This window comes from Sphingomonas sp. QA11 (assembly GCF_028473665.1).
In the GTDB taxonomy this organism is placed as follows: domain Bacteria; phylum Pseudomonadota; class Alphaproteobacteria; order Sphingomonadales; family Sphingomonadaceae; genus Sphingomonas; species Sphingomonas phytovorans.
This window is the reverse complement of the sequence record NZ_CP098774.1, coordinates 1,151,397-1,174,445: the sequence shown is the minus strand read 5'-3', so window position 1 is coordinate 1,174,445 and position 23,049 is coordinate 1,151,397. Positions and strand designations below refer to the sequence as shown.

The 23,049-nt window shown below is 66.2% G+C and carries 22 protein-coding genes; 17 read left to right on the top strand and 5 right to left on the bottom strand.

Translation table 11 applies throughout. From position 1 onward, the window contains the following. Nucleotides 1-126: 126 nt before the first annotated feature. From NDN01_RS05590 to NDN01_RS05525, 14 genes are all read left to right on the top strand, one after another. On the top strand, nucleotides 127-843 hold the full coding sequence (locus tag NDN01_RS05590) for a SapC family protein (RefSeq protein ID WP_272626379.1): 717 nt from the start codon (nucleotides 127-129) through the stop codon (nucleotides 841-843). Nucleotides 844-859: 16 nt separating this feature from the next. After that, the gene (locus NDN01_RS05585; protein ID WP_272626378.1) at nucleotides 860-1,891 is read left to right on the top strand and encodes a cupin-like domain-containing protein; all 1,032 of its coding nucleotides are present in this window, start codon (nucleotides 860-862) and stop codon (nucleotides 1,889-1,891) included. Nucleotides 1,892-1,911: 20 nt separating this feature from the next. Next, the gene (locus tag NDN01_RS05580) at nucleotides 1,912-3,399 is read left to right on the top strand and encodes a tryptophan halogenase family protein (RefSeq protein ID WP_272626377.1); all 1,488 of its coding nucleotides are present in this window, start codon (nucleotides 1,912-1,914) and stop codon (nucleotides 3,397-3,399) included. Between the two features lie 118 nt (nucleotides 3,400-3,517). Next, on the top strand, nucleotides 3,518-4,213 hold the full coding sequence (locus tag NDN01_RS05575; protein WP_272626376.1) for an endonuclease/exonuclease/phosphatase family protein: 696 nt from the start codon (nucleotides 3,518-3,520) through the stop codon (nucleotides 4,211-4,213). After that, nucleotides 4,213-6,507 (top strand): patatin-like protein, encoded by a 2,295-nt coding sequence (locus NDN01_RS05570; RefSeq protein ID WP_272626375.1) that lies wholly within the window; start codon nucleotides 4,213-4,215, stop codon nucleotides 6,505-6,507. Before NDN01_RS05575 ends, NDN01_RS05570 begins: the two co-directional genes overlap by 1 nt. Before the next feature lie 101 nt (nucleotides 6,508-6,608). Next, nucleotides 6,609-6,965 carry a hypothetical protein gene (locus tag NDN01_RS05565; protein WP_272626374.1) on the top strand — a complete coding sequence of 119 codons (357 nt, stop codon included), beginning with the start codon at nucleotides 6,609-6,611 and terminating at the stop codon, nucleotides 6,963-6,965. Further along, complete coding sequence (pyrF, locus tag NDN01_RS05560; RefSeq protein ID WP_272626373.1) at nucleotides 6,962-7,636, top strand: orotidine-5'-phosphate decarboxylase; 675 nt, start codon at nucleotides 6,962-6,964, stop codon at nucleotides 7,634-7,636. The genes NDN01_RS05565 and pyrF overlap by 4 nt, the downstream gene beginning before the upstream one ends. Nucleotides 7,637-7,642: 6 nt before the next feature. Continuing rightward, nucleotides 7,643-8,152: a GNAT family N-acetyltransferase gene (locus NDN01_RS05555; protein WP_272626372.1), complete on the top strand. Its 510-nt coding sequence runs from the start codon at nucleotides 7,643-7,645 to the stop codon at nucleotides 8,150-8,152. A 16-nt stretch (nucleotides 8,153-8,168) separates the two neighbouring features. Next, nucleotides 8,169-8,807, top strand: a complete 639-nt coding sequence (locus NDN01_RS05550; RefSeq protein WP_272626371.1) for a phosphoribosylanthranilate isomerase — start codon at nucleotides 8,169-8,171, stop codon at nucleotides 8,805-8,807. A 72-nt stretch (nucleotides 8,808-8,879) separates the two neighbouring features. Beyond that, entirely contained in the window at nucleotides 8,880-10,109 is a 1,230-nt protein-coding gene (gene trpB, locus NDN01_RS05545) for a tryptophan synthase subunit beta (RefSeq protein WP_272626370.1), read from the top strand. Then, entirely contained in the window at nucleotides 10,106-10,918 is an 813-nt protein-coding gene (trpA, locus tag NDN01_RS05540) for a tryptophan synthase subunit alpha (RefSeq protein ID WP_272626369.1), read from the top strand. The genes trpB and trpA overlap by 4 nt, the downstream gene beginning before the upstream one ends. Next, complete coding sequence (gene accD / locus NDN01_RS05535; protein ID WP_272626368.1) at nucleotides 10,915-11,769, top strand: acetyl-CoA carboxylase, carboxyltransferase subunit beta; 855 nt, start codon at nucleotides 10,915-10,917, stop codon at nucleotides 11,767-11,769. The genes trpA and accD overlap by 4 nt, the downstream gene beginning before the upstream one ends. Nucleotides 11,770-11,886: 117 nt before the next feature. Further along, nucleotides 11,887-13,224, top strand: a complete 1,338-nt coding sequence (locus NDN01_RS05530) for a bifunctional folylpolyglutamate synthase/dihydrofolate synthase (protein ID WP_272626367.1) — start codon at nucleotides 11,887-11,889, stop codon at nucleotides 13,222-13,224. Between the two features lie 70 nt (nucleotides 13,225-13,294). Continuing rightward, entirely contained in the window at nucleotides 13,295-13,729 is a 435-nt protein-coding gene (locus NDN01_RS05525; protein ID WP_272626366.1) for a DUF6628 family protein, read from the top strand. Nucleotides 13,730-13,736: 7 nt separating this feature from the next. On the opposite strand, the gene NDN01_RS05520 is transcribed toward NDN01_RS05525, so the two are convergent. Both NDN01_RS05520 and NDN01_RS05515 read right to left on the bottom strand, forming a co-directional pair. After that, entirely contained in the window at nucleotides 13,737-14,486 is a 750-nt protein-coding gene (locus tag NDN01_RS05520; RefSeq protein ID WP_272626365.1) for a tetratricopeptide repeat protein, read from the bottom strand. Continuing rightward, a complete protein-coding gene (locus NDN01_RS05515; protein WP_272626364.1) occupies nucleotides 14,483-15,814 on the bottom strand; it encodes an AmpG family muropeptide MFS transporter in 1,332 nt (443 codons plus the stop codon). Before NDN01_RS05515 ends, NDN01_RS05520 begins: the two co-directional genes overlap by 4 nt. Before the next feature lie 64 nt (nucleotides 15,815-15,878). On the opposite strand from NDN01_RS05515, the gene NDN01_RS05510 reads away from it, so the two are divergent. Then, nucleotides 15,879-17,018 (top strand): aromatic ring-hydroxylating oxygenase subunit alpha, encoded by a 1,140-nt coding sequence (locus NDN01_RS05510; RefSeq protein WP_272626363.1) that lies wholly within the window; start codon nucleotides 15,879-15,881, stop codon nucleotides 17,016-17,018. A gap of 51 nt (nucleotides 17,019-17,069) precedes the next feature. Here the strand turns inward: NDN01_RS05510 and NDN01_RS05505 are convergent, their stop codons facing one another. Next, nucleotides 17,070-17,501: a response regulator gene (locus NDN01_RS05505; RefSeq protein ID WP_272626362.1), complete on the bottom strand. Its 432-nt coding sequence runs from the start codon at nucleotides 17,499-17,501 to the stop codon at nucleotides 17,070-17,072. 144 nt (nucleotides 17,502-17,645) lie between these two features. Between NDN01_RS05505 and NDN01_RS05500 the strand changes: the two genes are divergently transcribed. Then, nucleotides 17,646-18,986: a pseudouridine synthase gene (locus tag NDN01_RS05500; RefSeq protein ID WP_272626361.1), complete on the top strand. Its 1,341-nt coding sequence runs from the start codon at nucleotides 17,646-17,648 to the stop codon at nucleotides 18,984-18,986. Nucleotides 18,987-18,989: 3 nt separating this feature from the next. After that, nucleotides 18,990-19,529: a 16S rRNA (guanine(966)-N(2))-methyltransferase RsmD gene (rsmD, locus tag NDN01_RS05495; RefSeq protein ID WP_272626360.1), complete on the top strand. Its 540-nt coding sequence runs from the start codon at nucleotides 18,990-18,992 to the stop codon at nucleotides 19,527-19,529. Between the two features lie 361 nt (nucleotides 19,530-19,890). Here rsmD and NDN01_RS05490 read toward each other — a convergent pair whose 3' ends face one another. Continuing rightward, nucleotides 19,891-21,153: an MFS transporter gene (locus tag NDN01_RS05490; protein ID WP_272626359.1), complete on the bottom strand. Its 1,263-nt coding sequence runs from the start codon at nucleotides 21,151-21,153 to the stop codon at nucleotides 19,891-19,893. 198 nt (nucleotides 21,154-21,351) lie between these two features. After that, a complete protein-coding gene (locus tag NDN01_RS05485) occupies nucleotides 21,352-23,001 on the bottom strand; it encodes an inorganic phosphate transporter (RefSeq protein ID WP_272626358.1) in 1,650 nt (549 codons plus the stop codon). Nucleotides 23,002-23,049 lie beyond the last annotated feature (48 nt).

Sequence of the window (23,049 nt, the reverse complement as noted above, 5' to 3'; positions counted from 1 at the left end):
CCTTTTTCCCGTTCGAAATTGAGCTTCGTCGATCTTTGCCCCATCATGACCGGCAACGCCCGTCCGGCGGTGGAGAGCGCCGAAAATCCGTCTGACCGCACGCTTAAAAGGGCTGGATACCATCGCATGACCAACCGGGTACCGTTGAACAATGTCGATCACCCGGATCTGCGGGTGATTGCCGGTCACCGCGCCGAGTTCGGCGACAGCGTCAACCAGGTGCTGGTTTTTCCCACTGAGTTCGAGGAGATCCAGCGCGAATATCCGATCTTCTTCCGGCGGGACGAGACCGGTGCGCTGCAGGCCGTCGCGCTGCTCGGGCTCGACCGGGACGAAAATCTCTTCCTTGGCGAGAAAGGCTGGCAGGGCCGCTACGTCCCAGCCATATTGCAGCGCGGCCCGTTCCTGATCGGCTTCAAGGATGGCGGGACAGAGGGCGAGCCGATGATCCATATCGACCTCGACCATTCCCGCGTCAGCCGAACCGAAGGGCTCCCACTCTTCCTACCACATGGTGGAAATACGCCATATCTCGAACATATTGCTGGAATTTTGCGAACCATCTACACCGGAATCGAGGCGAACCAGCCAATGTTCGAGGCGCTTGACCAAGCCGGCCTGATCGAGCCGGTCGCCGTCGAAATCGAACTCGACGAGGCGCGTAAATATGTGCTGCCCGATCTCTTCACTATCGCTCGCGGCGCGTTGGCGCAGCTCGACGGCTCCCGCCTCGAACGGCTCAACACAAGCGGCTTCCTGCCCCTCGCCTTCCTCGTGATCGCCTCGATGGGCAATATTGGGCGTCTGATCGACCTCAAGAACCGAAAGGCGGGAGTCGCGTGACCGGTAGCACGAACAGATGACGGCCATCGCGCGCAGGACCAGGGTGATCGACGGCGTCGCGCCCGATGCGATCCCGCTCGACGCGCTCATGGAGGCCCAGCAACCCGTCATCCTGAAGGGCCTCGTGCGCGACTGGCCGCTGGCGCGCGCAGGACTGTCCTCACCGGAAGAAGCGATCGCCTATCTCAAATCCTTTTACGCAGGGAAGCCTGTCGTCGGCTTTGTCGGCCGCCCCGAGATCGAAGGGCGCTTCTTCTACAACGACGATGTGACGGCCATGAACTTCGAGGCCGGTCGCATGCTGCTCGGCGAACTGCTCGACCGGCTCCAGGTCGAATGGAACGACGATCGGCCGCCCTCCTATTATGTCGGTTCCACCGATCTCGACACCTATCTGCCGGGCCTTCGCCGGGAGAACGACCTCGCGCTAGACCCGGCCGTGGTCGGCAGCGCGCCGCCCATCGTCAGCATCTGGATCGGCAACCGCACGATCGCGTCTGCCCATTACGACATGTCGAACAACATCGCCTGCTGCATGGTCGGGCGTCGCCGCTTCACGCTGTTCCCACCCGAACAGGTATGCAATCTCTATCCCGGCCCGCTTGAACCGACTCCTGGAGGACAGGTCGTCAGCATGGTGGATTTCCGCAACCCCGATCTCGACCGCCATCCGCGTTTCGCCGAGGCACTTGCAGCCGGGGAGATCGCTGATCTGGAACCGGGCGACGTGCTCTTCTACCCGGCGCTTTGGTGGCATCATGTCGAGGCGCTTGACCGCTTCAACGTGCTTATCAACTATTGGTGGAACGCATCCCCGGCCTTCATGGACACGCCGCAGAACACGCTGCTGCACGCGATGCTCAGTCTGCGCGATCGTCCCGAGCCGGAGAAGCGGGCGTGGCGCGCGCTGTTCGACTATTATGTCTTCGGCCCCGCCGACCAAGCCGGCGCCCACCTGCCGGAAGCAGCGCGCGGCAATCTCGCCCCGCTCGACGAGATGAGGGCGCGCCGCCTGCGTGCGATGCTGCTCAACCGCCTGAATCGCTGACGGACATGGGAGAAGCCGGCATGGACGGACAGATCGTGCGCAAGGTCGTCATCGCCGGTGGTGGCACCGCCGGCTGGCTCGCCGCCGCCGCCCTGGTCAAGCAACTGGGCGGGCTGCTCGACATCACGTTGGTCGAATCTGATGAGATCGGTACGATCGGCGTCGGCGAATCCACCATTCCCACCGTCCGCGCCTTCCATTCCCTCCTCGGCATCGACGAGCAGGAATTCATGCGCGCCACCCAGTCGAGCTTCAAGCTGGGCATCGCGTTCGAGAATTGGGGACGGAGCGGCGATCGCTACCTCCACTCCTTCGGGGTGCTCGGCAAATCGACCTGGATGGCCGACTTCCATCATTTCTGGCTCCAGGCCCGGGCCGAGGGCTTCGCCGGCGACATCGGCGATTATTGCTTCGAATTGCAGGCCGCCGAGGCGAGCAGGTTTGCCACTGGCGACAACAGCCAGATCAACTACGCCTATCATCTCGACGCGACACTTTACGCCCGCTTCCTGCGCGCGCGAAGCGAAGCAGACGGAGTAAAGCGCGTCGAGGGCAAGATCGCCAGCATCAAACAAGAATCAGAAACTGGATTTATTCAATCACTTGTTCTCGAATCCGGTCAAATTGTCTCAGGTGATCTGTTCATCGATTGCACCGGCTTTCGTGCCCTGCTGATCGAACGAACTCTTGAGACCGGATATGAAGATTGGGGCGATTGGCTCGCCACCGACAGCGCCTATGCGGTTCAGACTGAATCGGTCGGCCCGGCCGTTCCCTATACCCGCGCCATCGCGCATGAGGCAGGCTGGCGCTGGCAAATCCCGCTCCAGCACCGCATTGGCAACGGGCTCGTCTTCTCAAGCAAGCACATGACGGACGATTCAGCGAAGGCGCTGTTGCTCGACCAGATCGAGGGTGAGCCGTTGTTCGACCCACGCCTGATCCGGTACCGCACCGGCACCCGCCGCAAGGTCTGGAACAGGAACTGCGTCGCTCTGGGCCTGGCGAGCGGTTTTATCGAACCGCTCGAATCAACCAGCATCCATCTCATCATGATCGCGGTCACGCGGCTGATGCAGTACTTCCCCTTCAATGGCTTCGACGCGGCGCTGATCGACCGCTACAACCAGTTGTCGCGCACCGAACTCGAGGGCGTCCGGGACTTTGTCATTCTCCACTATTTTCTCACCGAACGCGACGACAGCGCCTTCTGGCGGCGTTGCCGGACCATGGACATCCCCGACTCGCTCGTCCGCCGTATCGCGCTGTTCCGCGAGAGCGCCCGGGCCTATCAGGCATCGGACGAACTGTTCCGCGTGGATTCCTGGGTTCAGGTCATGCTCGGCCAGGGAATCCGCCCCAATGGCTATCATCAGGTCGCCCGCCTCATGCCGCCGGGCCAGTTGCGGCAGGCGCTCGGCGACCTGAAGGCCGGTATCGCCAGCGCAGTCGCAAGGATGCCAAGTCACCAGGACTTCCTGCAGTTTCACTGCCGCGCCCCGGCATGACACGCCGGATGTGATTTTCGCACTGGCCTGGCGCGAAACTGGGCATATACGACGGGAAAGTCGGGCGTATTCCAACGCGCGGCGAACCATCTTTGCCGATCGGCGTTCCATCACGCACATGATCAAGGTCGCCAGCTACAATATCCACAAGGGCATCGGCCTCGATCGCCGCCGCGATCCCAACCGGATCCTCGATGTCCTGCGCGAGATCGACGCGGACATCATCGCCCTGCAGGAGGCGGATCGACGCTTCGGAGCCAAATCCGGAGTGATTCCCCTCCACGCGCTTGAGGACCATAGCCCCTGGAAGGCGGTGCCGTTCGGCGCGCGCGCCGGCAGCATGGGCTGGCATGGCAATGTCCTGCTGGTCCGCAAGGATTCAGTGGTGATCGACTGCGAAGCGATCCACCTTCCCGCGCTGGAACCACGTGGCGCGGTGATGGCCGATGTCCGCGCCGCCGGCGTGCCGATCCGTATCGTCGGCATGCATCTGGACCTGTCCGGCCTGTGGCGCCGGCGGCAGGCACATGCGATCCTCGCTCATGTCGACTCGAGTACGACGCGCCGCCCCACCGTGCTGATGGGCGATCTCAACGAATGGAGCGCGCAAGCCGGCTGCCTGCGCGATTTCGGTCGCGACTACAGCTTCGCCGCAACCGGCCCGAGTTTCCATGTCCGCCGGCCGATCGCCCGGCTCGACCGGATCATGGTATCGACCGATCTCCGCGTCGCCGATTGCGGAGTCCATCACAGCGCGATGGCGCGCAAGGCGTCGGATCATCTCCCGATTTGGGCAATGCTGGAAACCGCCTGATGCGCCAGAAGGAACTTCGTCTCGCCCTGGTCTGCTATGGCGGCATCAGCCTCGCTGTCTACATGCACGGGATCACCAAGGAGATCTGGCGCCTCGCCCGCGCAAGCCAGGCCTTTCACAAGGGCGAGACCTCCGACCATGGCAGCCAGGGCGTGTATCGCGATCTGTTCCAGGAGATCGAGGAAGAGACCGGCCTGCGCATGCGCGTGCTGGTCGACATCGTCGCAGGAGCCAGCGCTGGCGGCATCAACGGCGTTTTCCTTGCCCAGGCGATCTCCACCGGCCAGTCGCTCGAACCGCTGACGCAGCTCTGGCTCGACTCCGCCGACATCGAGGCGCTGATCGATACGCATCAGGCCCCGGCTTCGCGCTACTCAAAGATGTGGGCCCTGCCGATCGCCTGGTTCGCCGAGAAACGCAGCGGCGACAATATCGACGAACTGGTCGAGGCCGGCGCGCGGACCGAGGTGCGCAGCAAGCTCTCCCACTTCATCCGTTCGCGCTGGTTCGAACCACCCTTTGGCGGCGCCCTGTTCACCGGCCTGATCCTCGACGCGCTCAACGCCATGGCGTCAGCGCCACGCGGTGCGCGCCTGTTGCCTGAGGGTCAGCCGCTCGACCTGTTCGTCACCGTCACCGATTTTCGCGGCCATCCCGAGCGGCTGATGCTCAACTCGCCGCCCGAAGTGCTTGAAACCGAGCATCGCCTCGTCGTCCCCTTCACCGATCACGGCGTGGCCAGCGAAACCCTCGCCCATCCGGCCGAACTCGCCTTCGCCGCGCGGTCGACGTCGAGCTTTCCCGGTGCCTTCCCGCCCTTCATGGTCGGCGAGCTCGACAAGGTGCTGAAGCATCGCAAGGTCGATTGGCCCGAACGCGACGACTTCCTCAAGCGAGTGCTGCCCCGCCAGTTCGCCGCCAACGCGGCCGACCAGGCGGTGCTGATCGACGGCTCGGTTCTCGCCAATGCCCCGTTCCGTCCCGCGATCGAGGCCCTGCGCGAGCGCCCCGCCCGGCGCGAGATCGACCGGCGCTTCGTCTATATCGATCCCTCCCCCGGCGTGAAGCTTCGCTTCGGCCCGCACAATCCCAACGCGCCGGGCTTCTTCCAGACGATCATCGGTGCTGTTTCCGAGCTGCCGCGCCAGCAACCGATCCGTGACAATCTCGAAGACATCGCCGAACGTTCGCGCACGATCGAGCGGATGCGCGGCATCGTCGCCAGCATCCGGCCCGAGGTGGAGGCGCGGGTCGAGGCGCTGTTCGGCTATACCCTGTTCCTCGATTCCCCGACGGTCTCGCGGCTAGCCGCGTGGCGCGCTCGCGCCCAGTCGGCCGCCGCCAAGGCGGCCGGCTATGGCTATGCCGCCTATGGGCATCTCAAGATCGCCGGCGTGATCGAGGCGCTCACATCCTTGCTCTACCATGCCGGCGGCGAACCCGGGCCGCAGCGCTGGGAGCGAATTCGCGGCCATATCGCCGATGCGGTGCGTAACCGCGGCTTCGACGACATGAAGCCCAGCTTCTTCGACGGGGCGAGCACGACGACGATCAGCTTCCTGCGCTCCTACGATCTCGGCTTCCGCATTCGCCGCCTGCGCCTGCTCGCCCGTCGTCTGACCGAGCTGGAAAACGACCACGAGGAAGCTGAGCTGGAGCCGATCCGCGAGGCAGTCTACGCCTCGCTCGCAGACTATCTGGAATGCAAGCGCACCGACCGGCACGCGCATCTGCGCAAGGAGGTACGCCTGCTGCGCGGCGATGCCGGACCGCTGCTCGACAAGCTTGCCGAATCGCTCGACCTGAAACGGCTCGACACAGCAACCGAAGAGCGGCTCGCCGCCGCCTTCACCGGCCTGGCGCGCGGGCTGAAGCGGCCGATCCTGCTCACCTACCTAGGCTTCCCCTATTTCGATGTCGCCACACTTCCCTTGCTTCAGGGCGAAGGACTCGACGAATTCGATCCGATCAAGGTCGATCGCATCTCCCCCGACGACGCCAAGTCGATCCGCGCGGGCGGCGCCGAGGCGACGCTCAAGGGAGTCCAGTTCAATAGCTTCGGCGCCTTTTTCAGCCGTGCCTATCGGGAGAACGACTATCTCTGGGGCCGTCTCCACGGTGCCGAGCGGATGATCGACATCGTGCTGTCATCGCTCACCGGCAACGCACGGCTGAAACCAGGGCGCGTCGCAGCGATCAAGCGCGCCGCTTTCCTCGCCATCCTCGACGAGGAAGAACCGAAGCTTGAAGCAATTCCCGGGCTGGTGGCGTCGCTTCGCAAGGAAATCGGCTAAGTCCGAACCCGGCGTGACGAACTTGGCCGCTAGGCTGGTCAAAGCGACATCGCGGACGTAGAAATGCCCAGTCTGGGTAGTTTCGGAGGCCACACCGCTCGATGCAGTTCCTGAAGATCCTGTTCTGGTGCCTGCTCGCCTTCGTCGCCGCGGTGTTCACCCTGGGTAACTGGACGACGGTGCCGCTCAAGCTGTGGGGCGGCCTGATCGCCGAGGTGAACCTGCCCCTGCTGCTGTTCATCACCTTCCTGATCGGCCTCGTGCCGACGATGCTCTACTACAACGCCATCCGCTGGCGGCTGCGCAACCGGCTTGCCACGTCGGAGCGTACCCTGGCGGATCTGCGCGGCGTACTTGCGCCGGTCGTGGCGACGCCGCTCGAACCCGAGCCGCCGGCGATCCAGCCCCCGCCTGCTCCGGCAGCCATCCCAACCGCCGTCCCGCCGGGTGGCGCATGAGTAGCCGAATCTTCGTCGCCCTCGACACGCCCGACCTGGAAAAAGCCAAGGCGATCGCGCAGCGAGTCCATCACCATGTCGGCGGCATCAAGCTCGGCCTCGAATTCTTCATGGCCAATGGTCGCGCCGGCGTGCGCGAGATGGCGGAACTCGGCTTGCCGATCTTTCTCGACCTGAAGTTCCACGACATCCCCAACACCGTCGCCAAGGCGATCATGGCGCTACGCCCACTCGAACCGGCTATCCTGACGGTGCACGCCGCCGGCGGCCGCTCGATGCTTGAAGACGCCAAGGCAGCCGCGCCGACCGGCACCAAGGTCGTCGCGGTCACTACGCTTACCAGCCTCGACGCGCGCGATCTCGCCTCGATCGGCTGCCCGGACGATCCGCACGATCAGGTGCTTCGCCTGACCGAGCTGGCGATGAAGGCGGGCGTCGACGGCGTCGTCTGCTCCGGTGCTGAGGTAGCTGCCGCCAAGGCGCTCTGGCCTAAGGGGTTCTTCGTCGTTCCCGGCGTGCGCCCCGCCAATGGCGCGGTCGGCGACCAGAAGCGCGTGGTCACGCCACGCCAGGCCCTCGACGCCGGTGCCTCGATCCTGGTGGTGGGCCGTCCGATCACCCAGGCCGAAGACCCCGATACGGCCGCCCGCGAGATCGGCGCGACGCTGTAATCCGAAATGTCCAACGCAACGATCCGCCTTGCCGCCCGTGACGATCTGCCGCGCCTGCATCCTGTGATCGAGCGGGCCTATCGTGGCGATTCAGCCCGCGCCGGCTGGACCCATGAGGCTGATCTGCTCGACGGAACGCGTACCGACATCGCAACGCTCGAACCATCGCTGGCGAATCCCGCCGAACGACTGCTGGTCGCCTTGAACGGCGATACGCCGATCGGTTGTGTCCAGGTCACCGATCGCGGCGACGGCCTCGCCTATCTCGGCCTGTTGTGCATCGAACCGACCCTGCAGACGGCAGGCCTCGGCAAGCGCCTGATCGATGCGGCGGAGACCCTCGCCCGCGGCACGTTCGGTACGTCGGCGATGGAAATGACCGTCATCGAGAACCGGGTCGAGCTGATCGCCTATTACGAGCGCCGTGGCTATGTCCGCACGGGGGAACGGCGGGACTTCCCGGTCGCCGTCATACCGCCATTCTACATGACGGTACTGGTCAAGCCCCTCGCCTGACGCCTATGGCGGCATCATGTCCGTCACTGCGAAGATCTGTGGCCTGTCGACGCCTGAAACCCTCGACGCCGCGATCCGGGGCGGGGCGAGCCATGTCGGCTTCGTCTTCTTCCCACCCTCCCCGCGCAGCCTGAGCCGCGAGCGTGCCGCGCAACTCGCTGCCCGAGTGCCCGGCCGGGTCATCCGTGTCGGTGTGTTTGTCGATCCCGACGATGCCCTGCTCGAAGCCTCGATCGGTGCCGGCGAGCTCCAGACGCTCCAGCTTCACAATACCAGCCCGGCCCGCGCTGCCGCGATCAGGGCAGGCACCGGCCTCGATGTATGGGCAGCCGTCGCAATCAAGACGCGCGGCGATCTCGCTATGGCCGAGACCTTCACCGGTGCCGCCGACCGCATTCTCTACGACGCCAAGACGCCACCGGGTGCGACCTTGCCCGGCGGCATGGGCGTGCGCTTCGACTGGAGCCTGCTCCAGGGCTTCCGCCACCCGCTTCCCTGGGCGCTGTCGGGCGGGCTCGATCCGCTCAATGTCGCCGAGGCGGTGACGATCACCGGCGCGCGGATGGTGGATGTATCCTCGGGCGTGGAGTCGGCGCCGGGCATCAAGGACGTGACCAAGATCACGACCTTCCTCGACACGGTAAAAGCGCTATAGAATTCGCGCTTCTTCGCGGAACAGTTTTAGGCAACTCGACACCTTCTCACGAGGTGCTAAAGCGCCCGCACCATGAACGTGCCCAATTCCTTCCGCGCCCAGCCCGACGATCGCGGGCATTTCGGCGAGTTCGGCGGCCGCTACGTCGCCGAGACGCTGATGCCGCTGATCCTCGAGCTTGATGAGGCCTATCGCGCCGCCAAGGCCGATCCCGCCTTCATCGCCGAGTTCGAGGACCTGCTCGAACATTATGTCGGCCGCCCCAGCCCGCTTTATTATGCCGAGCGGCTGACCGAGGCGCTTCGCGAGTCAGCCCCCGAGGGCAAGGGTGCGCAGGTCTGGTTCAAGCGCGACGAGCTGAACCATACCGGCGCGCACAAGATCAACAATTGCATCGGCCAGATCCTCCTCGCGATGCGCATGGGCAAGACCCGGATCATCGCGGAAACCGGCGCCGGCCAGCACGGCGTCGCCACCGCAACCGTCTGCGCACGCTTCGGCCTGCCCTGCGTCATCTATATGGGCGCGCGCGACATCGAGCGGCAGCAGCCCAATGTGTTCCGCATGAAGCTGCTCGGCGCGGAGGTCCGCCCCGTCACCTCGGGCGCGATGACGCTAAAGGATGCGATGAACGAGGGTCTGCGCGACTGGGTCGCGAACGTCCACGATACGTTCTACATCATCGGCACCGCCGCCGGCCCGCACCCCTATCCTGAGCTGGTCCGCGATTTCCAGAGCGTGATCGGCAAGGAAGCCCGCGCCCAGATGTTGAGCCGCATCGATCGCCTGCCCGACCTTCTGGTCGCAGCGATCGGTGGGGGATCGAACGCGATCGGCCTGTTCCACCCGTTCCTGGACGACGCCAATGTCGCCATGCTCGGCGTGGAGGCCGCCGGCCACGGCCTCGACAAGCAGCATGCCGCCAGCCTGGCCGGCGGATCGCCGGGCGTGCTTCACGGCAACAAGACCTATCTGCTGCAGGACGAGGACGGCCAGATCGCGGAAGCGCATTCGATCTCGGCCGGGCTCGACTATCCCGGCATCGGCCCGGAACATTCATGGCTCCATTCGATCGGCCGCGTCCAATATACCAGCGCGACCGACACCGAAGCGCTCGACGCCTTCCAGCTGCTCTGCCGCACTGAGGGCATCATCCCAGCGCTCGAGCCGAGCCACGCCATCGCCGCCGTCGCCCGGGTGGCGCGCGAGATGGAGCGCGACCAGATCATCCTGTGCAACCTGTGCGGTCGGGGCGACAAGGATATCTTCACCGTCGCCGAAGCGCTGGGGGTAGAGATATGACCCGCCTTTCCGCCGCCTTCGACCGCGCCCGCGAACAGCATCGCGCCGCGCTCGTCACCTTTATCACCGCCGGCGATCCGGCGCCCTGGGCCACCGGCGCGATCCTCGACGCGCTGGTCGCTGGCGGCACTGACGTGATCGAGTTGGGCATGCCCTTCACCGATCCGATGGCCGATGGTCCGGCGATCCAAGCCGCGAACCTCCGCAGCCTGGGCGCCGGCACCACCACCGCCGATATTCTTGCGATCGCCAGGGCCTTCCGCGCACGACATCCCGGTGTGCCGGTCGTGCTGATGGGCTATGCCAACCCGATGCTCCGCCGCGGCGCCGACTGGTTCGCCAGTGCCGCGCGCGATGCCGGTGTCGATGGCGTGATCTGCGTCGACCTGCCTCCCGAGGAGGATGACGAGCTCGGCCCAATGCTCCGCGCCGCCGGTATCGATCTGATCCGCCTTGCAACGCCGACTACCGATACCGCGCGCCTGCCCGCGGTGCTTTCCGGCGCGAGCGGCTTCCTCTATTATGTCTCGGTCGCCGGCATCACGGGGCTGCAGCAGGCAGCGCAGGATTCGATCGAGGACGCCGTCGCTCGCCTCAAGGCCGCCACCGACATTCCCGTCGCGGTGGGCTTCGGTGTCCGCACGCCCGATCAGGCCGCCGCGATCGCCCGTGTCGCCGACGGTGTCGTGGTCGGCTCGGCGATCGTCGAGCTGGTCGGCCAGCACGCCGAAGGTGCAGGCGCGCCGGTCGAGGCCTATATCCGTTCCCTGTCCACGGCGATTGCCGCGGCCCGAAAGGAAACAGTATGAGCTGGCTCACCAGCGTCAGGAACGCGCTGTCGTTCGTCGTCCCCAAGAAGGATTCGCCCGACAACCTCTGGCACAAGTGCAAGGGATGCGGGCAGATGGTGTTCGTGAAGGAGCTGGAGGACAACCTCCATGTCTGCCCGAACTGCCAGCATCATGAGCGCATCGGCCCGGTCCTGCGCTTCAAATATGTCTTCGATGCCGGCAGCTACACCATCATCCCGCTCCCCAAGGTGCAGGACGATCCGCTCAAGTTCCGCGATACCAAGCGTTATGTCGACCGAATCAAGGCCGCCCGCGCCGCGACGTCGGAAGGCGATGCGCTGATCAACGCGCGCGGCACGATCAAAGGACATCGCGCCGTGGTCGGCGTGCAGGATTTCGCCTTCATGGGCGGATCGATGGGCCTGGCGGTCGGGGAGGCGTTCGTGCGCGGCGTCGAGAACGCGATCGAGGACAATTGCCCGTACATCATCTTCACCGCAGCCGGCGGCGCACGCATGCAGGAGGGTATTCTCAGCCTGATGCAGATGCCGCGCGCCACCGTGGCGATCCAGATGCTGCACGATGCCGGCTTGCCCTATATCGTCGTGCTGACCGATCCGACGACGGGCGGCGTCACGGCAAGCTATGCGATGCTCGGCGACGTCCAGATCGCGGAGCCCGGCGCCCTGATCGGCTTTGCCGGCCAGCGCGTGATCGAGCAGACCATCCGCGAAAAGCTGCCCGAGGGCTTCCAGCGCGCAGAATATCTGCTGGAACATGGCATGCTCGATATGGTGAAGCACCGCCGCGATCTGCGCACGACGCTCGCGAGCGTGATCGACTATCTCTCCGCCAAGAAGGCGGCGTAAGATCGAGAAACCCGTTCGTTTCGAGCCTCGTCGAGAAACCCTGATGGAGCGCCAAGTGTCTCGACTTCGCTCGACACGAACGGGGAGTGGCATCCCCCTCACGAAGGTGCATGCCTGATGCCTGACTTCGCCACCTCTGCCTCACCCGCCGTCCAGCACCAGCTCGACCGCCTCTGGTCGCTCTCCCCCGGTGCCGACATCCTTGGCCTTGAGCGCATCACGGCGCTACTTGCTCGTCTCGGTAACCCGCAGGACAGCCTGCCGCCGGTCCTCCATGTCGCCGGCACCAACGGCAAAGGCTCGACCTGCGCCTTTCTCCGCTCTGCGATCGAGGCTGCCGGCCTCACCGCGCATGTCTATACCAGCCCGCATCTCGTCCGCTTCAACGAGCGAATCCGCATCGCCGGCAGCCTGATTCAGGACGACGCCCTCGCCGCCCTGCTCAAGGAAGTACTCGATATCGCAGGCGATATCGGCGCGAGCTTCTTCGAAGTCACTACCGCCGCCGCCTTCCTGGCCTTCTCGCGCACCCCCGCCGACGCCTGCATTGTCGAGGTCGGCCTGGGCGGCCGGCTCGACGCGACCAACGTCATTGCCCGCCCACTCGTCACCGGCATCGCCCAACTTGGCATCGATCATCAGAGCTTCCTCGGCGATACCGCCGAGGAGATCGCTGGTGAGAAGGCCGGCATCGCGAAGCAGGGCATCCCCCTCGTCACCATGCGCTATCCCGCGTCCGTCGCGGATCGTGTAGAGACGGTGGCGCGCGTCGCGCGGGCGCGCATATCCGCTGCCGGGGACGCCTGGTTCTTCTCCGCCGACGACAGCAAGCTCGTCTATCGGGACGCTGCCGGCCGTATCGAGACTCCCCTGCCCAACCTTGCTGGCCCGCACCAGCCGGAGAATCTCGCCCTCGCCATCGCGATGCTCCGCCATCAGGACCGGCTGGCCATCCCGCCGGAGGCATTGCGCACGGCCGCCGGAACAGCCCGCTGGCCGGCCCGCATGCAGCGGCTCGGCAAGGGCCCGCTCGCCGACCTGTTGCCCGCTGGGAGCGAGCTGTGGCTTGACGGCGGCCACAATCCCGCCGCCGCCGCGACGGTCGCCGCGACGCTGCGCCAGATCGCCTTTCCCGGCACCGGCCGAAGCGAGGTGCACCTCATCCTCGGCATGTTATCCAACAAGGATCCCGCCGGGCTGCTCGCCCCCTTCGCCGATCTCGCCACCACCCTGCATGCGGTTCCGGTACCCAGCCATGAGCATCACAGCCCCGAGGCTTTGGTTGCGATCGCGCGCGGTCTACACATCGCCGCGAACACGGCGACCGACGTACCGTCAGCCCTCGCTGACATTACCGCCGCAGCCGATCCGGCCGAGCCGCCGATCATCCTGGTCCTCGGCTCGCTCTATCTTGCGGGTGAAGTGCTCGCCGCAAACGATGAAGCGCCAGACTGACTTCTTATTGCTATTGACTTGCAATAACCTAAAAGCGACCCTGCACTTCCAGCAGACGGAGTCGCGTATCATGACGGTCACCCCAGCCCCCGCCCCCGCGCAGATGTTGCCGCATACCATGCCGCTTTGCCCCAACGGACGGCTGGCGCTGTTCGCGATCCGGCGGATCGGTGCGCACGGCCTGGCGGATGCTCATGCGGCGCATGCCATGCTCAACGGTTTCGGAGAGGGTTTTCGCCGCCCGCTCATCCTGATGCGCGCGCTGATGGCCGATCTCGCGACCAGCGCGAACGGGCACATCTCGATCGCGCCCTGCTGCTGCATGCGCATGACCGCGGCGGAAAGCGCCGTGCTGACCGTCCTCGCCCGCGCCGAGACAGCGCCAGAGATAGCCCGATTGCTGCTCGCCGACCTGCTCGGCGTCCGCCGCATCGACGGCGTGCTCGCCAGCGCGACCGCCCTCGCCGCCGCTTTTGCCGATGCCGGGCGCCCGATCTCCGTGTGAGTTCAGTTCAGCGCGCGGTGCGCAATTCGCCCAGCCGGTCGATCGCCCAGCGATACATGTCGGCCTCTGCCGCCCGCTGCTGCCGGTCGAGCCGCTTCATCCTTGCCTCCACCTCTTCAAGCACGGTGCGCGCCTTCTTGTCCCACCCCTGGTCGAGCAGGAGCGCGGCATAGCGGCACCGCCCCTCCTCGCCGGGCAGGCGCGTGACGAGGTCGGCGTAGAGCACCATCGCCTCCTCCTTGCGCCCGAGCGCTTCCAGGATACGCGCGCGAAGCAGGCCCTGCCGGTCGCGATCGCTCTGGGCGCTCGCCGGATCGTTCCTGTCGAGCGTCGCCAGCGCCTCCGCCGCGTCGCCCGTCTCGAACAGGGCACGGGCCAGTTTCTCGCCCGTCCGCATATCCGCCGGTCCGCGCTCGATTGCCTCGCGCAGCAGCGGGAGCGCCTCGCCATAGCGCCCGAGCCTGGTCAGCGCGTCGGCCAGCCTGATGCGGTTGGCAGCGGTATCGGCAAGATCCAGCGCGTCGCGTGCCGCTCGCACCTCGCGCTCGGGGTCGATCGCCGCGACCGCTTTCGCCCGGGCGGTGCGCACATGCCGGTTACCGCGTAGCCGCGGATAGACCTCGATCACCAGATAGGCGATCGTGCTGGGCCCCGGCAGGAACATCAGCGCCATGATCCACAACTGGTTGCGCCCGTTGCGGATCACATCGATGACCAGCATCACCTGGATCGCCAGGATCGCGAGATAGACGATCATTGGGTTGGCGACTCCGGCTCCTCGCCACCGCCGGCGCTGCCGATCGACCGGTCGACCAGGCCAGTCCGGATCATCCACCAGAACAGGAAGACGCCAGGCAGCGCGATCACCGTGGTAAGCAGGTAGAAGTTTACATAACCGAAGGTCTCGATCAGCCCGCCAGCCGTGGTGCCGGTCACGAACCGCCCGACGATGCTCGCCGCGGCGGAGATCAGCGCATATTGCGCGGCGGTGAAACGCAGGTCCGTCAGCGCCGAGAAATAGGCGACCACAGCGACGCCGCCGAAGCCGCTCGAGAAATTCTCGAAGCCGATCGCGCCCGCCATGCCGATGTTCGAATGCCCCGCCTGGGCGAGCGCCGCGAAGCTCAGGTTCGACACCGCCATCAGCACCAATGCCAGCAGTACCGATCGCTTCATCCCCATCTTGGCGTAAAGCACGCCGCCGACGAAGATACCGATCAGATAGGCCCAGAATCCGATGCCCACGTCGTAGAACGCGATTTCGTCATTGGTGAATTTGAGATCGTCGAACAGCAAGCGGAAGGTGAGGTTCGCCAGTGTATCGCCGACCTTGTGGATCAGGATGAACGCCAGCACGATCGCCGCGCCCTCGCGCGTGAAGAATTGCGCGAACGGACCCCAGATCGAGGCGAGCATCGCGCCGAGACCGCGCCGCACGGCGACCTGTTGATGGCGCGCAGGCTCGCCGACGATCAGCCCCGCCAGCATCGCCGGCAGCGCCAGCATGGCGCAGGCGAGATAGGCCCATTCCCACCCGCCCCGCGCCGCGATCACCAGCGCCAGCGCGCCGGCACCCGCCGACCCGATGCGCCAGCCATATTGCGACATGCCGGAGCCGACGCCGAGCTGGCGCGGTTCCAGGATTTCGATGCGATAGGCGTCGATCACGATATCGAAGGTGGCGCCCGCCGCCCCCACCAGGATCGCGGCGATCGCCGCCGCCATGATATCCGCCTTCGGGTCGATCAGCGCGAGATTGGCGACCGCCGCCATCACCAATATGCCGGCCAGGATCAGCCAGGACACGCGCTGCCCCAGTCGGCCGATGATCGGCAGCTTCACCCCGTCGACCGCCCAGGCCCATATCCATTTGAGGTTGTAGACGAGGAAGGCCAGGCTGAACGCCGTCACCGTCTTCTTGTCGATCCCGTCCTGCGCGAGCCGCGTCGTCAGCGTCGCGCCAATCATCGCGAACGGAAAGCCGGACGAGATGCCGAGCGCCAGCGCCGCCAGCGGAGCCTTTTCGACATAGGGACGGATGCCGTCCCACCACGTCCCCGGCCGCTCGATTTCCAGTTCGCTCATCCCGCTCTTGCTCCCCGGCCTTATCCGGCAGACACTAGCGTCTAAAATCGGGAGAGGAAGCGAGATGAACGCGCCCGCGAAGATTGCAGTGCCCACCCCCGGCCAGCTTGCGCTCGCCGCGCAGCTCGCGGCCGGCGGCACGCGGCCGAACATGGGGATCACCCATGTCGACGCCTCGGCCTATACCGCCCCGAAGAGACATGAAGCCGAACAGGCCCGGATCTTCTCCCGCGTCCCGCTGGTCATCGCCCCGTCCGCGCTGCTGCCGCAGAACAACATGGCCGTGCCGCATGACGGGTTCGGCAAGCCGCTGCTCATCACCCGCGACAAGGAAGGAAGGGCCCAGGTCTTCCTCAATGTCTGCCAGCATCGCGGCACCCGTCTGGTCGAGGGCAGCGAGCCGGTCTGCGCGCCGCGCCTGATCTGCCCCTATCACGCCTGGAGCTATACGCTCGACGGCGCGCTGGCTGGCCTTCCCCGCCCGGACAGCTTCCCCGGCCTCGACAAGAGCGGCTTCGGCCTGAAGCGCCTGCCGACCCGCGAGGCCGGCGGCCTGATCTGGTTCGCGTTCGACGACAGCGCCGACTTCGCCGAAGCCGAAGCGCTCGGCCATGATTTCGACGCGTTCGACATGGCCGGCCAGCATCTCTTCCGCAGGCGGACTCATGACGTGCCCGCGAACTGGAAGCTGATCATGGACGCTTTCCTCGAAAGCTATCATGTCCAGCGGCTGCACGCGCAGACGATCGGCCCCTTCTTCAAGGACGGCGTCTCGACGGGCGACCATATCGGACCGCACCAGCGCTCCGCCGTGGGTCGCGAGGCTGCGCTTGCCGCCTGCTCGGCCGAGGACTGGCCGACGTTGCGCTCCGCGATCACCTATACCTATCAGATGTTCCCCGGCACGGTGCTGATCGTCAGCCCGGACTATATGAACCTGATGGTGCTGATGCCCCAGTCCGAGGGCCGCGTGCTGGTCGAGGATTTCATGCTGATTCCCGAGGCGCCAACGACCGAGAAGGCGCTGGCGCACTGGGAGAAGAGCTGGAACCTTCTCGATGGCGGCGTCTTCGCGTCCGAGGACTTCCGGGCCGCCGCGCTCGGCCAGGAGGGGCTTGCCTCGGGCGCCATCGAGCGGGTCACGCTCGGCACGCTTGAAACCGGCATCCGCGCTTTCCACGACCAGGTCGAAGCCCGCCTCTGATTCCCCTGTCCCTCCCGATGCGCCTGTACCGCGGAGCAAGGGCGACTTGAATCAAGCAGCCTTGTCGAACAGGCTGAACCCATCCGGCAGACGCCTGGGCTTCTTGCCCACGATCACTGCCTCGATCGCGTCGATCGCCGCCAGCAGGTCGCGCTGGGCATAGGGTTTGGACAGGCAACCGGCCGCCACGTCGCGCGCGCCTTCCGGGCAGGCGCCGGTCACGAACAGCACCGGAATACTAGCGCCGTGCGCCGCATGCGCCACGTCGAAACCGCTGCCATCCGCCAGGCTGATGTCGACCAGCACAAGGTCGAGCTCCCTTTCGGTACGAATCACCTCGAGCGCGGTGGCGACGCGGTCGACGGTCGCGACGATCTCAAATTCAGCCTCGCGCAGGAAATGTTCCGTATCGAACGCGACCAGCGGTTCGTCCTCGACGATCAGCAACCTGCAAATCTGCCGTTTCTTCCTGCCGAACAGCATGGTCCGGTACCCGCCTTTGTTACTGGGCCGCGGGAAGCATCTTCCCCCGGCCTTGTTACGCATCCGTCCCTTAACGCGCGGCTACGAGATAGGCCGCAACATTTTTTTCATGTCGTCGCGAAGAAAAGGGGTATCAGCGCGCCTGTGTCCATTTTCAGAGAATCCAGGGAGCAGCAGCGGATCGCCAAGCTGCTCGCCCGCGCGGGCGTCGCATCGCGCCGCGAAGTCGAACGCATGATCGCCGAAGGGCGCGTCGCGCTCAACGGCACCGTCATCGATACGCCGGCGACCATCCTCACCTCGCTCCACGGCGTGACGGTCGACGGCAACCCGGTCCAGGCCGCAGCCCCGGCGCGGCTGTTCCTCTATCACAAGCCCAACGGCCTGCTCGTCACCGAGCGCGATCCCGGCGGGCGCCCGACCATCTATGACAGGCTGCCCAGAGACCTGCCCCGCCTCGTCCCCGTCGGCCGGCTCGATCTCAACACCGAGGGGCTGCTGCTCCTCACCACCGATGGCGAGCTGAAGCGCCAGCTCGAATTGCCCGCGACCGGCGTCGAACGCGCCTATCGTGCCCGTGCCTATGGCATGGTGACCCAGGCGCAGCTCGAGGAACTGATCCACGGCGTCGAGATCGAAGGCGTGCGCTACGGATCGATCAACGCCAATCTCGAACGCCGCACCGGCGCGAACGTCTGGATCGAGATGATCCTGACCGAGGGCAAGAACCGCGAGGTCCGCCGGGTCCTCGAATATCTCGGCCTGCGCGTCTCCCGCCTGATCCGCACCCGCTACGGCCCGTTCGTGCTGGGCGACCTGCCGGTGGGCGAGGTCGGCGAGGTGCGCCAGGTCGACGTCATCGCCTTCCGCAAGAACCCGACCAAGAACATCACGCCCGAATACACGCCGCCTGAGCTCAAGCGCCGCGCGCCGGCGCCCGCCCCGGTGGCGGAGGTCCGTCCGAAACAGCCTCGCGGCGTCGCGCCGCAACGTCGGGCCGCCCCGCCGCGCCACGAGGAGCGGCCCGCCGCCGCCCGCGATGCGCGGGTGGCGCAGGAGGCCCCGAAACGTGCGGTCCGCCCGGCGGCGCGCATAACCCGCGAGGATGCGGCAAGGGCCGATCGCGCCGCCTTCGACGTCCGCCCGGCCCGCCGCGCGCCGCGCGACGGCGACAAGGCATCGACCTGGTCCCCGCGCGACAGCCGCCCGGCGGAGGAACGCGCCGCCCGCCCGGCCCCCGCGGGCGCGAAGCCCAAGCGTTTCTACGACGCGAAGCCAAAGGCAGACGGCAAGGCCGCCCCTCAGGCCGAGAGCCGCCCGGCCCGAGTCTTCAACCCGGAGCTCGGCCGCAACGTCCGCGCCAAGACCCCGCGTCCCACGCGTGAGGATGCTCCCTCCGACGCCCGCCCGGCCAAGCCCGCCGGAAAGCCCCGTTCCAAAACCGGTTGGGCGAAACCCAAGCCCAAGCCCCGCACCCGGAAATAAATCATGCGCATCATCGCCGGCCAATGGCGCGGCCGCCCCATCATCGCCCCAAAGGGCGACGCCACCCGCCCCACCGCCGACCGCACGCGCGAGGCACTGTTCTCCATGCTGACCAGCCGCCTCGGCAGCTTCGAGGGGCTGGCCGTCGCCGATCTCTTCGCCGGCTCGGGCGCGCTCGGGCTCGAGGCGCTGTCGCGCGGCGCCGGATCGTGCATCTTCGTCGAGCAGGACCGGGCGGCGATCGACGCGCTGAAGGCCAATATCGCGAAGCTCGGCACGAAAGCCGATATCCGCGCCCAATCCGTGCTGGCGCTCCCGCCGGCGACTCAGCCGCTCGACCTGATCCTGATGGACCCGCCCTATGGCACCGGCGCCGGCATGGTCGCGCTCGACCGGCTCAACCGGCTCGGCTGGGTGAGCGACGCGACCTGGATCAGCATCGAGACAGCCAAGACCGAGACGGTCGCGGTCGACGGGTTCGAGACCGATGCCGAACGCACGCACGGCAAGATGAAAATCACCCTGCTGCGCCGGAGCGCCTGATATCCAGCCATGCCGTGCGGGCCTCCGCCTGAATTGGTGTTGGAAGCGGACGGGGCCATCGCAAGTCATCGCTGATTTTCGCGACCCATTGACGAGGGAGGCGGATTCAGGCGTTTCTTGACGGCTGTGCGCCGCCCAGCGACGGAAACTTCGGCTGTTCAGGACAGCGCCGCTCGCCATAGTGGCCAATATTCGAACCCTTCCAACACCAATTCAGCCGTTCGACTTGCCGAATTTCGCGAGGGGTATCGGTATTTCTTCCGACGATACTTGCACGCCCTCGCATCATACGCCCGCAAGGGTCTAGGCGCGGGGCGGGCAAGGTTGAATCGCCGCGGCCGGCAGCATGACGATGGCGGTCTCAGCGCCTCGTGCGCAGCAACGCCAGCCCGCCAAAGCTCAGCAATCCCGCCACGAGCAGGTATCCGCCGACCAGGTCGAGCCCACCCTTTTCCGCCAGCCAGGACGCAACGATCGGCGCCATCGCCCCGCCCAGGATTCCGCCGATGTTGAAGGTCATCGACACGCCGGTGTAGCGCACCTCGGCCGGAAACAATTCGGGCAGCCAGCCGCCGAGCGGGCCATAAGCGAAGCCCATCACGAACAGGGCGAAGGCAAGCCACAGGAAGACGATCGCCAGCGATACGGCGCCAAGCATCGGCCCCATCAGCAAGCCAGCCACCGCGCAACCGGCAAAGCCCCAGCGCAGCATCGGCATCGCCCCGCGCTTGTCAGCCAGCACGCTCGCCACCACCACGCCCAGCGCGAGAAACAGGATGGCGGCCAGCTCGATCGCGAGAAAGGCCTGCCGCCCATGGCCAAGCACGGTGGTGCCGTACCCAAGCGCGAAGGCGGTCGCGAGATAGAAGAGCGCGAAGCACGCCACCACGCCGAAGATACCGGCCATGGTCGGGCGCAGATGATCGCGGAACAACACGACGATGGGCACCTTGGGCAGTTTCTCCTGCGCCGCCGCCTCCAGAAAGGCCGGCGTCTCGGTCAGCTTCAACCGAACCCACAGCCCGAGCGCGACCAGCACCGCGCTCGCCAGGAAGGGCAGCCGCCAGCCCCAGTCACGGAACTGCGCATCAGTCAGCGCGGCGCCGAGGAGCAGGAAGAAGCCGTTCGCCGCGATGAACCCGACGGGCGCGCCGAGCGGCGGGAACATGCCGTAGCGGTTGCGCCAGCCCGGCGGCGCATTCTCCACCGCCAGCAATGCCGCCCCGCCCCATTCGCCGCCCAGCCCAAGCCCCTGGCCGAAGCGCAGCAGGCACAGGATCAGCGGCGCGACCCAGCCGATCTGCGCATAGGTCGGCAGGAAGGCGATCGCGACGGTCGACCCGCCCATCAGCATCAGCGAGGCGACCAGCGTCGACTTGCGTCCGATCCGGTCGCCGAAATGCCCGAAGATCGCCGCGCCCACCGGCCGCGCGATGAAGGCAAGCCCGAAGCTGGCATAGGACAGCAGCAATTGCGCCGCCTTGTCCTCCGCCGGGAAGAACAGCGGCCCGAACACCAGCGCGGCGGCGGTCGCGTAGATGTAGAAATCGTAGAACTCGACCGAGGTGCCGATCAGGCTGGCGAGCAGGACGCGCTTGTGCGCTGTCATGGGGACGGGATTCATGCCCGCTGGTTCGCGCGGGGGCGGATCGCGGTCAAGCGCTGAGTCCCTTCATTCCCTTTCCCGTCGGGAAATGAGCATTGGGTCGACTGAGGGGACACTCGCTATTGTTCCGAACCTTACTCCCCCTCACCCTTCCGTCGCTTCGCTCCTCCTTCCCTCTCCCACAGGGGGAGAGGGAGATTTTGGAGAGAAATCCGATCAGCGTGCGCCGAAGGCGTCGAGCAGGGTCAGCAACAGCCAGTAGAGCCCGCCCGACAGCGCCATCGCGACCGGCAGGGTCATCACCCAGGCAAGCGCCATGCTGCCCACGGTCTTCGCGCGCAGCCCGGCGCCGTTCGCGACCGAGGCACCGGCGACGCCGCTGGTCAGGATATGAGTGGTCGACACCGGCAGGCCGTAATTCTGCGCCAGCAGGATCGTACCCGCCGCCATCAGCTCGGCCGAGGCGCCCATGCCATAGGTCAGGTGAGTCTTGCCGATCCGCTCGCCGACCGTGACGACAATCCGTTTCCAGCCGACCATCGTGCCGAGACCAAGCGCCAGCGCGACGGTGATCTTCACCCAGAGCGGGATATAGCGCGTGCCGCGTTCCAGATTGGCCTGATAATCGCCGATCGCCTTGAGCTCGGGTTCGGAGAACGCCTTGGCCGCGGCCGCGTCCTTGGTCAGCAGACGGGTGGTGTCGAGCACCAGATACATGTCGTTGCGCAGGTTCGGCGTCGCCGTTGCCGGCACCTTCTCAAGCGAGCCATAGCCGCCGATCCGCTGGCTCACGTCGCGCGAGAGCGTGTCGACCGCCCCATAGACAGCCGGGCTGGCCGCCTGCTTGGTCTGCAAGGCGACGGTCAGCGTCGCGCGGGCCGCCTCGACACCGCTGCCCGCGCCGCCGCTCTTCGCGGCAAAGGCATTGGCGGCGGTGGTCGCGCTGGCGACAAAGGCCGGCGTCGCGCTTTCAGGCATCGTCCGGTTGAGCGCATAGGCGGTCGGGGCGCAGCCGATCAGGATCAGCATGATCAGGCCCATGCCCTTCTGCCCGTCATTCCCGCCATGGGCGAAGGAGACGGCGGTGCAGGTCGCGATCAGCAGCGCGCGGATGCCCCGTGGGGGCGGCGTGTTGGCTTCGGGTTCGGTGTAGAGCTTGGGATTGCGCAGCACGAGCTTCATCGCGAGCAGCAACAGCAACGCGCCGATGAATCCGATCATCGGGCTGAACAGCAGTGCCGACAGGACCTTTTCCGCCTGGCCCCAGTCGACGCCCGCGGTGCCGCCCTTGCCAGACGACAGGAGCTGGTTGGCGAAGCCGACGCCGAGGATCGACCCGATCAGCGCGTGGCTGGAGGAATTGGGCAGGCCGACATACCAGGTGGCGAGATTCCACAGCACCGCCGCGAGCAGCAGCGCGAAGATCATCGCGAAGCCGGCATTGCTGCCGACATGAAGGATCAGGTCGACCGGCAGCAGGGTGATGATCGAATAGGCCACCGCCCCGCTGGAGAACATCACGCCGAGGAAATTGAAGAAGCCCGACCACACCACCGCGACCGAGGCAGGCATGGAATTGGTGTAGATCACCGTCGCGACCGCATTGGCGGTGTCGTGGAATCCGTTCACGAACTCGAAGCCGAGCGCGATCAGCAGCGCGAGCCCGAGGAACAGGAAGACCCCGGTCGCCATCTGCTCGCCGACCTGGGCGGTATCAGTGAAGATGCTGATCCCGGCATAGGCAAGCCCCCCCACCAGCGCAGCGAGGAACAGCCAGCGGCCGGCAGGATGAATCGCCTGGTCGAGCCTGGGCCCGCCGGACGGCCGCTCCACCGATTCGGAGAGCGTGGAGAATGTCGTTGCCATGGTGAACCGCTTTGCGCGCTTATGTGACAGGTTGATGACTGCTGGCCG

Coding starts and splice junctions, on each gene's coding strand:
- NDN01_RS05590 (WP_272626379.1), top strand. CDS start 127: ATGACCAACCGGGTACCGTTGAACAATGTCGATCACCCGGATCTGCGG.
- NDN01_RS05585 (WP_272626378.1), top strand. CDS start 860: ATGACGGCCATCGCGCGCAGGACCAGGGTGATCGACGGCGTCGCGCCC.
- NDN01_RS05580 (WP_272626377.1), top strand. CDS start 1,912: ATGGACGGACAGATCGTGCGCAAGGTCGTCATCGCCGGTGGTGGCACC.
- NDN01_RS05575 (WP_272626376.1), top strand. CDS start 3,518: ATGATCAAGGTCGCCAGCTACAATATCCACAAGGGCATCGGCCTCGAT.
- NDN01_RS05570 (WP_272626375.1), top strand. CDS start 4,213: ATGCGCCAGAAGGAACTTCGTCTCGCCCTGGTCTGCTATGGCGGCATC.
- NDN01_RS05565 (WP_272626374.1), top strand. CDS start 6,609: ATGCAGTTCCTGAAGATCCTGTTCTGGTGCCTGCTCGCCTTCGTCGCC.
- pyrF (WP_272626373.1), top strand. CDS start 6,962: ATGAGTAGCCGAATCTTCGTCGCCCTCGACACGCCCGACCTGGAAAAA.
- NDN01_RS05555 (WP_272626372.1), top strand. CDS start 7,643: ATGTCCAACGCAACGATCCGCCTTGCCGCCCGTGACGATCTGCCGCGC.
- NDN01_RS05550 (WP_272626371.1), top strand. CDS start 8,169: ATGTCCGTCACTGCGAAGATCTGTGGCCTGTCGACGCCTGAAACCCTC.
- trpB (WP_272626370.1), top strand. CDS start 8,880: ATGAACGTGCCCAATTCCTTCCGCGCCCAGCCCGACGATCGCGGGCAT.
- trpA (WP_272626369.1), top strand. CDS start 10,106: ATGACCCGCCTTTCCGCCGCCTTCGACCGCGCCCGCGAACAGCATCGC.
- accD (WP_272626368.1), top strand. CDS start 10,915: ATGAGCTGGCTCACCAGCGTCAGGAACGCGCTGTCGTTCGTCGTCCCC.
- NDN01_RS05530 (WP_272626367.1), top strand. CDS start 11,887: ATGCCTGACTTCGCCACCTCTGCCTCACCCGCCGTCCAGCACCAGCTC.
- NDN01_RS05525 (WP_272626366.1), top strand. CDS start 13,295: ATGACGGTCACCCCAGCCCCCGCCCCCGCGCAGATGTTGCCGCATACC.
- NDN01_RS05520 (WP_272626365.1), bottom strand. CDS start 14,486: ATGATCGTCTATCTCGCGATCCTGGCGATCCAGGTGATGCTGGTCATC.
- NDN01_RS05515 (WP_272626364.1), bottom strand. CDS start 15,814: ATGAGCGAACTGGAAATCGAGCGGCCGGGGACGTGGTGGGACGGCATC.
- NDN01_RS05510 (WP_272626363.1), top strand. CDS start 15,879: ATGAACGCGCCCGCGAAGATTGCAGTGCCCACCCCCGGCCAGCTTGCG.
- NDN01_RS05505 (WP_272626362.1), bottom strand. CDS start 17,501: ATGCTGTTCGGCAGGAAGAAACGGCAGATTTGCAGGTTGCTGATCGTC.
- rsmD (WP_272626360.1), top strand. CDS start 18,990: ATGCGCATCATCGCCGGCCAATGGCGCGGCCGCCCCATCATCGCCCCA.
- NDN01_RS05490 (WP_272626359.1), bottom strand. CDS start 21,153: ATGAATCCCGTCCCCATGACAGCGCACAAGCGCGTCCTGCTCGCCAGC.
- NDN01_RS05485 (WP_272626358.1), bottom strand. CDS start 23,001: ATGGCAACGACATTCTCCACGCTCTCCGAATCGGTGGAGCGGCCGTCC.